Raw genomic sequence first — 12,563 nt, forward strand, 5'->3', positions numbered from 1 at the left:
CGAATGGTCGGAGCACCCTGAAAACCCTTGCTCTGCAAGCTTTTCAGATTGTGCATCGCTGTGAATGATATCGCCTATCAGGAATAGTCATTAGCCACAAAGACCATGACTTGAATAGAGTCTGCGCAACCCGACTGTTAGCCGGGCCCATCATCGGAGGAGAGACATGACTTCACCCACGATCGAACGGATACAAAATAATCCGAAGTTCATTGCCATGGTTCACACCAAACGTGTGTTCTCGTGGTCCCTGTCCATCATCATGCTGGCCATCTACTGCGCCTTCATCCTGATCATCGGTTTCAAAAAGGAGCTCTTCGGCACGCCGCTCGGCCCGGACACCGTCATCACCTGGGGCATCCCGGTCGGCGTCGGCGTGATCCTGTCGGCCTTCGTACTGACCGGCATCTACGTGCGCCGAGCCAATACCGAGTTTGACCAGCTGACCCGCGAAGTGGTCGAGGAGGCACAGCAATGAAGCGTCTTTCCATTTTCCTCATGAGCCTGCTGGCAAGCCTGCCAGTGTGGGCTGCAGATGCCATTGGTGGCGCGGTTGAGCAGCGCTCCCTGAACATGCACGCCATCGTGATGTTCTTCATCTTCGTTGGCGCCACGCTCTACATCACATACTGGGCCGCCAAGCGCACCCGCTCAGCGAAAGATTTCTATGCTGCCGGCGGTGGCATCACCGGCTTTCAGAACGGGCTGGCCATTGCGGGCGACTACATGTCCGCCGCATCCTTCCTTGGCATCTCGGCGCTGGTGTACGGCTCCGGCTATGACGGCCTGATCTACTCGATCGGCTTTCTGGTGGGCTGGCCACTGATCACCTTTCTGGTGGCCGAGCGCCTGCGCAACCTGGGCAAATACACCTTTGCCGACGTAGCCTCCTATCGCCTGCAGCAAGGCCCTGTGCGCTCCTTCTCGGCAGTGGGCACCCTGGTTACGGTGGCGCTCTACCTGATCGCCCAGATGGTCGGTGCCGGCAAGCTGATCCAGCTGCTCTTCGGCATGGATTACGCCTCGGCCGTGGTCATGGTCGGCATCCTGATGGTGCTCTACGTGATGTTCGGCGGCATGCTGGCCACCACCTGGGTGCAGATCATCAAGGCGGTGTTGCTGCTCTCCGGCGCCACCTTCATGGCCTTCATGGTGCTCAAGCTCTCAGGCTTCAGCCTTGAAACCATGTTCAAGACAGCGATCGACGCGCATCCCAAGCACACGGCCATCATGTCGCCGGGCGGGCTGGTCTCCAACCCGATCGATGCCATCTCGCTGGGCATCGGCCTCATGTTCGGCACCGCCGGCCTGCCACACATCCTGATGCGCTTCTTCACCGTGGCAGACGCCAAGGAAGCCCGCAAATCCGTGTTCTTTGCCACCGGCTTCATCGGCTACTTCTACATCCTGACCTTCATCATCGGCTTCGGCGCCATCATGCTGGTGCTGAACCAGCCGCAATACACCGACGCCAAGGGCCTGATCGGTGGCAACAACATGGCGGCCATCCATCTGGCCAACGCGGTGGGCGGTGACTTGTTCCTGGGCTTCATCTCGGCCGTGGCTTTCGCCACCATCCTCGCGGTGGTATCGGGTCTGACGCTCTCCGGCGCCTCGGCGGTATCGCACGATCTGTATGCCAGCGTGTGGCGCCATGGTCGCAGCACTGAAGCACAGGAAATCCGCGTCTCCAAGATGGCCACCGTCGCATTGGGTATCGTCGCGATCTTCCTGGGCATTGCCTTCGAGAAACAGAACATCGCCTACATGGTCGGTCTGGCTTTCTCGATTGCCGCTTCGGCCAACTTCCCGGTACTGTTCCTGTCCATGTTCTGGAAAGGCCTGACCACCCGCGGAGCAGTGCTTGGCGGCCTGATCGGCCTGATCTCGGCCGTCGCGCTGATCGTGCTGGGGCCGACGGTGTGGGTGGATGTGCTGAAAAACAAGGAAGCCATCTTTGCCTACAAGAACCCCGCCCTGTTCTCGATGACCGCAGCCTTCTTCTTCACCTGGCTGTTCTCGGTGATGGACAACAGCGAATCGGCCAACAAGGAACGCGCAGCCTTCCTGCCCCAGTTCATCCGTTCAATGACCGGCGTGGGTGCCGAAGGCGCGACCAGCAAGCACTGATTTCCTCCCGCAGCAACTTGCCCCGGGCCTCGGCCCGGGGTTTTTCATTGTGCCGGACAACATCCGAAGGCGAACCTGAGTGACCACCCCATTCGACTTCAACCACGCTCCGTTTGACTGCCTCAGCCCCGCTGAGCGCCAGCGCCTCGCCGAGTGTGTCGATGTCGCCTATTTCCCGAAAAATGCCTGTCTGCACGAAGCCAACAGCCTAGTCGACACACTCTATGTGGTAATCAAGGGCCTGATTTCCGAACACGGCGAGGGTGAGATCCTCGGCTACTACGGTCCGCAGGACATCTTCGATGCCCGCGCCATGCTCAGCGGCCGCGCCCAGCACCGCTTGCTGGCGGTGGAAGACACCTTGGTGTTCTGCTTGCCACGCGAGCAGGTGCTCGATCTCACTCAGCGCAACCCGGTTTTTGGAGCCTTCTTCTACCAGGACGTGGCGGCACGCTTCGCAGTATTGGCCAATCGCCCGCTACAGGGACAACTACAGTCCATGCTGATGAGCAAGGTGGACGCAGCCTACCTCTCCAAAGCCCTGTGGGTAGAGGCTCAAGAGCCGGTGCTGGCCGCAGCCAAACTAATGCAGAAGCACCACGCCACCTGCGTACTGGTTCAGGGCGAAAAAGAGGCGGGCATCTTCACACGCTCGGATCTGCGTGATTTCGTGATCAGCGAAGCCCCTGCTGCCAGTACCCCGGTCGGCCCGCTGGCGCGCAGCCCGCTGCTCACCATCGAAGCTGAGGCCTATCTGTATCACGCTCAGTTGCTGATGGCTACGCACACCATCCAGCGCCTGGTCGTCACCCGCAAGGGCGAGATCATCGGCATCCTTGAGCAGGTCGAGTTGCTTTCCTTCCTCTCCAACCAGTCCCACATCGTGCTGGCCCAGATCGAGCGCGCCGAATCCATCGTCGAGCTGATGGCGGCTAATCGCGGCATGGAAGAGCTGGTTGCGCTGCTTCATCGCAACGGCGTGAAAGTCAGCCAGATCGCCGATCTTCTGAGCGAGTTGCGCCGCCACCTGCTCGGCCGTGTATTCACGCTGCTGGCGCCGCCTGAAATGCTGGCACACACCTGTCTGCTGGTACTGGGCTCGGAAGGGCGCGGCGAGCAGATACTCAAGACCGATCAGGACAACGCACTGCTCATCGAGGACGGCTTCGAGCACCCCGATCTTGCCGCCATCTGCGAGCGCTTCACCCAGACCCTGCTGGCCTTCGGCTACCCACCTTGCCCTGGCGGCATCATGCTGAACCAGCCGGACTGGTGCTGCGGGGTCAGCGAGATGCGCAGCCGCCTGCTCGGCTGGATTCGCAGCGCCAGCGCCGAGAACGTGATGCGTCTGGCCATCTGGGCCGATGCCCGTCCGATCGCCGGCAAGGCCAGCCTGCTGGGGCCGGTACGCCTACAGGCGCTGCCGGAGCTTGACGCCCCTTTCCTCGCCCGCTTCGCCCTGCCGGTGTTGCAGTTCAACGTACCGCTGTCCCTCTTCTCACGCCTAGTACTCGATGCTGGCAGTGAACGCGACCGTCTGGACATCAAGAAGGGCGGCATTTTTCCTCTGGTGCACGGCCTGCGCAGCCTCGCCCTCGAAGCCAGCATCGAAGCATCCAACAGCCATCTGCGCATCGATGCCTTGCTGGCCTGCGGTCAGTTGCCCACCGAGCTGGCGCAGGATCTGCGCGAAACGCTCAGCTTTCTGCATGGACTACGCTTGCAGCACGGTCTCAACTCCATCGCCCAGGGCCGCGCGCCGGACAATCTGATCGAGCCCGCAGCGCTCTCCACCCTGGAACGCGATCTGCTCAAGGACGCGCTGGGGGTAGTCAAGCGTTTCCGCCAGCTTATCGAGCATCACTTCCAGTTGGCCCGCCTCGGATGAACCTGCTCAATCGCCTCAGCCGCTGGCGCGCCCGCCGCGCTCTGCGCGATCCGGCTTACGCCTTCCTCTTCACCAGGCCGCCAGCCAATGAATGGATCAGCATCGACTGCGAGACCAGCAGCCTCGATCCGCAGCAGGCCGAGATCCTGAGCATTGCCGCGGTGCCGGTGCGTGCCAACCGCATCTACCGCTCTGAAGCGCTGCGTCTGATGCTCAAACCGGAGGGCAGCATCGCGCCAGGCAGCATTCCGATCCACCAGTTGCGCGCGCAGGATCTGGCAGATGGCCTCAGCGTGGACCAGGCATTACCCCTACTACTCGAATTCATCGGTGCCCGCCCCCTGCTGGGGTATTACCTTGAATTCGATCTGGCCGTGCTCAACCGTCAGATCCAGCCGCGCCTGGGCATCCACTTGCCCAACCCGGCCATCGAAGTCTCCGGCCTTTATTACGACCGCAAGGTCACCGCTTACCGCCCTGAAGTGGACCTGCGTCTCTCCAGCATCCTGCAGGATCTGGATCTGCCGGATCTGCCACGCCACGATCCACTCAACGATGCGGTGCTCGCTGCGATGATTTTTCTCAAGCTCAGCCGCATGAATCAAGATCAAGATTCAGAATTCTGATCAAGCTCATCAGAAAATCCAATTCAGGATGGATATCTGCAGTATTCCAGTCAACCAGTTGACTGCAAGATAACCCGGCAGCGCCTCGACCAGCCCGCCCGTGCCGGCGTAAAGTAACCACCCGCGCAGCACAGTCCGCCTCCATGCTTACCGAAGTCCTTTCCCCCGCCCAGCTAGTCGGCTATGTGGCTTTCATCCTCGGCGTTGCATCCTTCCTGCAGAAGAGTGATCGCCACTTCAAGCTCTACATGTTCGGTGAGTGCATCGCCTACGTGATCCACTTCTGGCTGCTCGGCAATCCCACCGCCATGGCCAGCTCAAGCATCTCGGCGATCCGTTCAGCGCTCTCGCTCTACACCCGTTCGATCTGGGTAGCGATCACAGTGGTAATCGTGAATCTGGCACTGGGCATCACCCTGGTCCAGCACTGGTGGAATTGGTTTCCGCTGATCGCATCCTGCGTCGGCACACTTGCCCTGTTCCTGCTTCACGGCGTGCGCATGCGCGTAGTGATGCTGCTGGGCACGCTGCTATGGGTGGCCAACAACATCATCTCCGGTTCGATTGGCGGCACTGCGCTGGAAATAGTGATCCTGGCGGTGAACAGCCACACGATCTGGCGCATGCGACGCGATGCACGCCTTGCGCAGGCCTCCGAAGCGCACGCACACAAGGAAATCACGCCATGAGCAGCGCGTGGGGCTGCCCGCACGACGTGAACGGCGTCTGTCAGCGCGTTCAGGGCGCCGTCTGTTCGCCAGGCATGCGCGGCTGCGAACTCGAAGGCAAGGTACGCTTCGCCAATCCGGAGCTGAATGCCCCACGCAAGCCACAACGCGCCGAGCTCGGCCCTGCTCCCAATGCCCCCATCTCTCCCGCCAAAGGCCGTCGGCGCCTGCCTTTCTGAGTTTCCCGTATCTGCAAGGCGTTCATAGCGACGATTCGTTCTGGCAAGCGGCGCGAGCCGGCGTATGCTGCTCATCCCTCCTCCGAAGCCGCGAGTGCAAGTCACTCCTGCCATGATCGAAGCCCTCCTGCTCACAACCACCCGCATCGTCACCTACTACGGCGCGCAATCCCTGACCAACGCCAGCGGCTTCTTCTTCGCTCGCGGCGAACGCCTGTTCCTGGTCACCAGCCGCCATGTGATGTTCGACGAACCCAGCAAGCACAACCCGGATCGGCTGGTCATCGAGCTGCATACCGATCCGCACAACATGGCCAGTTCCACAGGTTTCTCGATTCCGCTCTATCGTCACGGGAAGAGTCTGTGGCGCCAGGGCAGCGACGGCTCCGGTGAAATCGATGTCGCCATTATCGAAATCGAACGCACCGCCTTGCCTGCGGGCAGCGTCATTGCCACCTTCGGGCCAGAGAGTCTGGTCACGCCAGCAGACCAGATCGAAGCAGGTGAATCGATTCTGATCCTGGGTTTTCCGCTGGGCTTTCACGACGACTTCCATCACCTGCCGGTCGTGCGCCAGGCGGGCATTGCCTCTTCTTTCGGCATGCGCTTTCAGGGCGAGGGCTACTTTCTCACGGATGCCCGCACCCATCGCGGCGGCAGCGGCGCACCGGTCGTCAAACGCCGGGCCGCAACGCTTTGCACGCAGGGGCAGCTGCCGTGGGTCCTGCTGGGCATCCATTCGGCCCGCCTCGATGTGGGCGGCCGTGATCTGAAGCTGGATGAAGCGCTGGGTCTTAACTGCGCCTGGTACGCCGATATCCTGCTGACCCTCACTGCCGACTGAACCACGCCCCAGCCCTCCGGCGCCCGCGCAAGAAAAAGGGCTGTGGCGTCTGAAGCCACAGCCCCTCAGGTCTGCTGCAGAAACGGCTCAGGCCGAGTGCCTGAGTTGTTCCAAAATGGCGGGGTTTTCCAGAGTCGACACATCCTGGGTAATTTCCTCACCCTTGGCGAGAGCCCTGAGCAGACGCCGCATGATCTTGCCGGAGCGAGTCTTGGGCAGGTTGTCACCGAAACGGATGTCTTTCGGCTTGGCAATCGGGCCGATTTCCTTGGCCACCCAGTCCTGCAGAGCCTTGGTCATGGCCTTCGCCGCATCGCCACTGGGCCGCGCCTGCTTGAGCACCACGAAAGCACAGATGGCTTCGCCAGTGAGCTCATCCGGCCGCCCGACCACAGCAGCTTCGGCCACCAGCGGGTTGGCCACCAGCGCCGACTCGATTTCCATGGTGCCCATGCGGTGGCCGGACACATTCAGCACATCGTCGATGCGGCCCATGATGGTGAAATTGCCGGTCTTGGCGTCGCGCATCGCACCGTCGCCGGCCAGATACAGGCGCCCGCCCAGGTCATCCGGGTAGTAGCTCTTCTTGAAACGCTCCGGATCGCCGTAAATGTTGCGGATCATCGACGGCCAGGGTTTCTTGACGACCAAGAAGCCGCCCTTGCCCCACTCCACGTCATGCCCGGTCTCATCCACGATGGCAGCCTGGATACCCGGGAACGGCAGGGTGCAGGAGCCCGGCACCAGCGGCGTGACACCCGGCAGCGGCGTGATCATGTGGCCGCCGGTTTCTGTCTGCCAGAAGGTGTCCATGATCGGGCAGCGGCCGCCGCCGATCTGTTCGTAGTACCACATCCAGGCTTCCGGATTGATCGGCTCGCCGACCGAGCCCAGGAGGCGCAGCGAATCGAGCTTGTAATTGCGCGGCGCGACCTTCGGATCGACTTCGGAGGCCTTGATCAGCGCCCGGATCGCCGTCGGCGCAGTGTAGAAAACGCTGACCTTGTGCGCCTCGATGGTCTGCCAGAAACGCCCGGCATCCGGATAAGTCGGCACGCCTTCGAACACGATCTGCGTCGCACCGCAGGCCAGCGGGCCGTAGGCGATGTAGGTGTGGCCTGTCACCCAGCCGATGTCGGCGGTACACCAGAAGGTGTCCTGCGGCTGGATGTCGAAGGTCCACTTCATGGTCAGAATGGCATGCAGCAGATAGCCGCCACTGGAGTGCTGCACGCCTTTCGGCTTGCCGGTGGAGCCTGAGGTGTAGAGCAGGAACAGCGGATGCTCGGCGCCCACCCACTCCGGCTCGCATTCAGCAGGCTGCTTGGCGATCAGCTCATCCAGATAGATGTCACGCCCCTCTTGCATGGCAATCGCGGCACCGGTGCGGCGATACACGATCATGGTGTGGATGCTCTCGCAGCCCCCCATGCCCAGCGCCTCATCCACCACGCTCTTGAGGCCCAGACTCTTGCCGCCACGGCACTGTTCGTCAGCCGTGATCACTGCCACCGCGCCGGCATCCGAGATACGCTCCTGCAGGCTCTTGGCCGAGAAGCCGCCGAACACCACCGAGTGGGTCGCCCCGATGCGCGCGCAGGCCTGCATGGCGGCCACCCCTTCAACCGACATCGGCATGTAGATCACCACCCGGTCACCCTTGCCAATGCCGCGTGCCTTGAGGCCATTTGCAAACTTACAGACCAGGGCATGCAGCTCACGATAGGTGACCTTGCTGGCCTTGCCGTCATCTGCTTCAAAGATGATCGCCACCTTGTCGGCATTGCCGTTCTCGAGGTTACGGTCCAGGCAGTTGTAGGAGACGTTCAGCGTGCCATCCGCAAACCAGTGATAGAACGGCGCTTCAGACTCATCCAGGCTCTGCGTGAAGGGCTTTTTCCAGCTGACGTGCTCGCGCGCCAGACGCGCCCAGTAGCCGCTGTAATCAGCTTCGGCTTCCTTGCACAAAGCCTCATAGGCGGCCATGCCGGAGATCGTGGCGCACGCCACTGTCTCGGCAGAAGGCGGAAAAACCCGGGTTTCCTGCATGACTGAATTGATTGTGCTCATTTTTGTCTCTCTCCTGCGGTGGGAGCCAACATGCTATGACCATGTCAAGCAATTGATAATTATCAAAAGCCCTGATGCCCGAAGGTATCCAGTAGGGGCTTTCACGTACGCCGTTCCAGCCACATCCGGAGCCCTTTCTCACCCTCCACCAGCAACAGGAGCATCAAGCCAAGCAGCAGGATGCAGCCCCAACTGGCCACTGGCAGGGCTGCCGTGCCAAACAGCAGCTGCAACATGGGCAGATAGGTGACGGCCAGTTGCAGGCTCATCACGACCGCAATTGCGAGCCACGCCGGACGATTGCGCAACAGACTGCCCAGCACGCAATGCTCCAGATCGCCACAATTGAGAAGATAGGCCGCCTCACCCACCACGATCATGTTCACGGCCGCCGTGCGTGCCTGGGCAATACTCGCCCCTGTGGCGAGTTCAAGCTGGAACACCAGCAGGCTTGCACCGGCCATCAGAAGGGAGACCAGCAGGAGGCGCCAAAGCAGGAAGCCCGAGATCAGGGACTCGGCCGGATCACGTGGCGGGCGCTGCATGCAGGCCGCAGCGGCGGGCAGAAAGGCCAGTGAGATCGACAGGGTGATCTCGGTGAACATGTTCACCCACAGAATCTGCACCGGCGTGATCGGCATTTGCCAGCCCAGCAGCATCGCCAGCACGATGCCACCGACCTCGCCGCCGTTGGTAGGCAGGATGTAGAGGATAGCCTTGCGGATGTTTTCATAGACCGTGCGGCCCTCCTCCACGGCATGACCGATCGAAGCGAAGTTGTCATCGGTAAGCACCATGCCCGCAGCTTCGCGCGCCACCTCGGTGCCCTTCTGCCCCATCGCCACCCCCACGCTGGCACGCTTGAGGGCCGGCGCATCATTCACGCCATCTCCCGTCATCGCCACCACTGCACCGCCCGCCTGCAAAGCTTCGACCAGGCGCAGCTTGTGCGCGGGGCTGGCCCGCGCGAAGACATCCACCTCATGCACCATCGCCCGGAGATCGGCATCGCTCATGGCCTCGATCTGGCTGCCGGTGAGCGTGCGCCCCGCGTCACCGCCAATTCCGAGCTGGCTGGCAATGGCCCGCGCCGTGATGGCGTGATCCCCGGTAATCATCTTCACGCGAATGCCTGCGCCATGGCAGCGTGCCAGCGAGGCACGCACCTCCTCGCGCGGCGGATCGATAATGCCCACCAACCCGAGCAGCACGAAGTGACCTCCGAGCGCGTCGAGGCTCAGCTCGGCCTGCCCGGCATCCGGCACCCGCCGCGCGAGAGCCAGCACCCTCAAGCCCTCGGCAGCAAGGGCTGTTTCCTGCGCCAGCCAGTAAGCCTGGTCAAGCGGCATATCACCAGAATCGCCCCGCTGTCGGTCACAGCGCGCCAGCACGGCCTCCGGCGCGCCCTTAAGGTAAATGGCTGCATCATGCAGAGTAGCCATGTAACGATGCTCGGCTGCAAACGGAATCACATCGTGACGCGGCGCCCGTGCGGCCTCCTCAGCATGTTCCAGCCCGAGCTTGAGCGCCAGAGTACACAGTGCGCCTTCGGTCGGATCGCCCTGTAGCTGCCAGCCATGCGCGCCCTGACGAACCTGCGCGTCATTACATAGCAAGCCTGCCAGTGCCAATTCCCCCAGCACGACATAGTCACGTGGCTCGATACGCCGACCACCCACATGGATGCCCCCCTCCGGGCCATAACCGGTGCCGCCCAGTTCAAACACCTGCTCGCCGGTCGCCACGCGCAGCACCGTCATCTCGTTGCGGGTCAGGGTGCCGGTTTTGTCGGTACAGATCACACTGACCGAACCGAGCGTTTCCACTGCAGGCAAGCGCCTCACAATGGCATTACGCTTGGCCATGCGCTGCACGCCAATGGCCAGAGTGATCGTCACGATGGCCGGCAGGCCCTCCGGGATCGCCGCCACTGCAATCCCCACAGCCACCATGAACATCTCGCTCCACGCATAGCCCGCGCCCCACACCCCCAGCGCAAACACCATCACCGCCAGCACGCCGATTGCCAGGGTAAGTTGCCGGCTAAAACTCGCCATACGCGTCAGCAAAGGCGTATCGATACGTTCCACGGCTGCCAGCATGGCGCTGATTTGGCCGATCTCGCTTGCCGCGCCCGTCGCCACAACCACCCCACGCCCTTGGCCGTGCACCACCAGCGTGCCGGAAAAGGCCATGCATAGCCGGTCACCGGGCACAGCCTCTCGGCCAACCGGTGCCACGCTCTTCTCTACCGGCACAGCCTCCCCTGTCAACGCAGCCTCCTCGACGCGTAAGGCTTTGACCTCAAAAAGGCGCAGATCCGCCGGCACTTTGTCGCCTTCCGCTAGCAGCACGATATCTCCCGGCACCAGTCGGGCAGCGTCCATGGGGAGTTGCTGGCCGCCTCTCAGCACGCTCGCCGTAGGAGTCAGCATCTTGCCGATTGCGGCCAATGCCGCTTCGGCTCGCCCCTCCTGAACAAAGCCGATCAGGGCATTGACGATCGTCACGCCGATAATCACAGCGGCATCCAGCACATGTCCCAACAACAAAGTGAGCACGCCGGCAGCCAGTAGAACCAGCACCAGAAGGTTATTGAACTGATCCAGAAAACGCAGCCAGGCCGGCCGCACCCGAGCCACAGGCAGAAGATTGGGGCCATAACGCTGCAAACGGAGCTCGGCTTCGCTAGCCGACAAGCCCGCCTCATCGGTATTCAGGACGGCCAGCACCTCGCTTGCCGCTCGGGCATGCCACGCTTCAGCGCGCGGCGCTTGCTGTGTCATCCTGCCTCCCAGACCAAAAACCCTGCTTTCTTTATAGGCTTTTACATTTGTTTGCGTTTTTGGCCCGGCCACTCAAAAAGCTTCCCGAAGCCTGTCCCAGCCCGGTAATCTGCGCGCCCGATAAGGACAAACCCCTAACACTTTTGATCCAGACGAAATGTTTTGACCAGCTTCGCTGGCAAGATGCGCCGTCTTTCATTCCCTGATTACTCCGGAGCCTCCCTCATGGCCGACGCCAAGCTTCACGACACCACCGCCAATCCCGCCCCGCTGGGCCTGCTCGGCTTCGGCATGACGACTGTGCTGCTGAACCTGCACAACGCCGGTCTCTTCGAGATGAACTCAATGATCCTCGCCATGGGTATCTTCTACGGCGGTATCGCCCAGGTCATTGCCGGCCTGATGGAATGGAAGAAGGGCAACACCTTCGGTACCGTGGCCTTCACCTCCTATGGCTTCTTCTGGCTGACCCTGGTCGGTCTGGTCACCTTCCCGAAGACCGGCCTGATGGACGCCACCTCCACCGGCGGTCTGGTGGCCTTCCTCGTGATGTGGGGCATCTTTACCGCGGTCCTGTTCGTCGGCACCCTGAAGCTCTCACGCATCACCCAGCTGGTGTTCGGCTCGCTGGTTGTGCTCTTCGCTCTCCTCGCCATCGGTGACGCCACCGGCAACGAAGCCATCAAGCATCTGGCCGGCTGGGAAGGCATCCTTTGCGGCGCCTTCGCGATCTACGACGCGGCCGCCCAGATCATTAACGAAATCTACGGCCGCGACGTGCTGCCGATGGGCAAGCCCAAGGCCAAGGCCGTAGCGCTGAAGAAAGCGGCCTGAGCGACTCTGCTCCCGCAAGAAGGCGCCCCTGCCCCGTGCAGCGGCGCCTTTTTCACGCCTGCAACGCACGTCTGTAACATTTGTTTTCACCCTTCTGCGGAAGATCCCGCATTGCGGCATCCGGCGCCTGCAGCTAGCGTCAAGGCATCTACAGCCGGAGATGTGCCATGCCCGCCACCGCCATTTACTGCAAGACCCGCAAGGGCATTGAAGAAATCGCCCACCGCAGCCACCACCTGCCCGCGCGTCTGCGCAGCACCCTGATCCTCATTGATGGCCACACCCCTTGGATTGAGCTGCAGCAGCGCCTGATGCTGGGCAATGAAGCACACGCCGCCATCGAAACCCTCGTCAATGAGGGCTACATCGACGTACTGACGAACGAACCCGTCACCGAGATGGAGATGTAGCACTCCCGAAAGGGTTATCCCGGGCGTCAGGCGCCCTGTCCATGCGGCATACTCAAGTCACTGCCCGG

The 12,563-nt window shown here is 61.8% G+C and carries 11 protein-coding genes; 9 read left to right on the forward strand and 2 right to left on the reverse strand.

Going from position 1 to position 12,563, the window contains the following annotated elements; all coding sequences use genetic code 11:
* The first annotated feature begins 166 nt into the window (after positions 1–166).
* From C0V76_RS12990 to C0V76_RS13020, 7 genes are all read left to right on the forward strand, one after another.
* Complete coding sequence (locus tag C0V76_RS12990; protein WP_101942910.1) at positions 167–478, forward strand: DUF485 domain-containing protein; 312 nt, start codon at positions 167–169, stop codon at positions 476–478.
* Complete coding sequence (locus C0V76_RS12995; RefSeq protein WP_101942911.1) at positions 475–2,130, forward strand: cation acetate symporter; 1,656 nt, start codon at positions 475–477, stop codon at positions 2,128–2,130. The genes C0V76_RS12990 and C0V76_RS12995 overlap by 4 nt, the downstream gene beginning before the upstream one ends.
* A gap of 79 nt (positions 2,131–2,209) precedes the next feature.
* Positions 2,210–4,018, forward strand: coding sequence for a putative nucleotidyltransferase substrate binding domain-containing protein (locus tag C0V76_RS13000; protein ID WP_101942913.1), 1,809 nt, complete (start codon positions 2,210–2,212; stop codon positions 4,016–4,018).
* A complete protein-coding gene (locus tag C0V76_RS13005) occupies positions 4,015–4,644 on the forward strand; it encodes a 3'-5' exonuclease (protein WP_101942914.1) in 630 nt (209 codons plus the stop codon). The genes C0V76_RS13000 and C0V76_RS13005 overlap by 4 nt, the downstream gene beginning before the upstream one ends.
* Before the next feature lie 143 nt (positions 4,645–4,787).
* Positions 4,788–5,333, forward strand: coding sequence for a YgjV family protein (locus C0V76_RS13010; protein ID WP_101942916.1), 546 nt, complete (start codon positions 4,788–4,790; stop codon positions 5,331–5,333).
* Entirely contained in the window at positions 5,330–5,551 is a 222-nt protein-coding gene (locus tag C0V76_RS13015; RefSeq protein ID WP_101942918.1) for a hypothetical protein, read from the forward strand. The genes C0V76_RS13010 and C0V76_RS13015 overlap by 4 nt, the downstream gene beginning before the upstream one ends.
* Positions 5,552–5,645: 94 nt before the next feature.
* Entirely contained in the window at positions 5,646–6,395 is a 750-nt protein-coding gene (locus C0V76_RS13020) for a trypsin-like peptidase domain-containing protein (protein ID WP_254048240.1), read from the forward strand.
* Between the two features lie 87 nt (positions 6,396–6,482).
* Here the strand turns inward: C0V76_RS13020 and acs are convergent, their stop codons facing one another.
* On the reverse strand, positions 6,483–8,465 hold the full coding sequence (gene acs / locus C0V76_RS13025; RefSeq protein ID WP_101942921.1) for an acetate--CoA ligase: 1,983 nt from the start codon (positions 8,463–8,465) through the stop codon (positions 6,483–6,485).
* A 101-nt stretch (positions 8,466–8,566) separates the two neighbouring features.
* Positions 8,567–11,251: an HAD-IC family P-type ATPase gene (locus C0V76_RS13030; protein ID WP_101942922.1), complete on the reverse strand. Its 2,685-nt coding sequence runs from the start codon at positions 11,249–11,251 to the stop codon at positions 8,567–8,569.
* 225 nt (positions 11,252–11,476) lie between these two features.
* Here C0V76_RS13030 and C0V76_RS13035 point away from each other — a divergent pair, with 225 nt between their 5' ends.
* Together C0V76_RS13035 and C0V76_RS13040 are read left to right on the forward strand one after the other, a co-directional pair.
* On the forward strand, positions 11,477–12,085 hold the full coding sequence (locus C0V76_RS13035) for a GPR1/FUN34/YaaH family transporter (protein ID WP_101942923.1): 609 nt from the start codon (positions 11,477–11,479) through the stop codon (positions 12,083–12,085).
* A 167-nt stretch (positions 12,086–12,252) separates the two neighbouring features.
* Positions 12,253–12,495: a hypothetical protein gene (locus C0V76_RS13040; RefSeq protein ID WP_101942924.1), complete on the forward strand. Its 243-nt coding sequence runs from the start codon at positions 12,253–12,255 to the stop codon at positions 12,493–12,495.
* Positions 12,496–12,563 lie beyond the last annotated feature (68 nt).

Origin of the sequence: Uliginosibacterium sp. TH139, assembly GCF_002855595.1 — a bacterium.
In the GTDB taxonomy this organism is placed as follows: Bacteria; Pseudomonadota; Gammaproteobacteria; order Burkholderiales; family Rhodocyclaceae; genus Uliginosibacterium; species Uliginosibacterium aquaticum.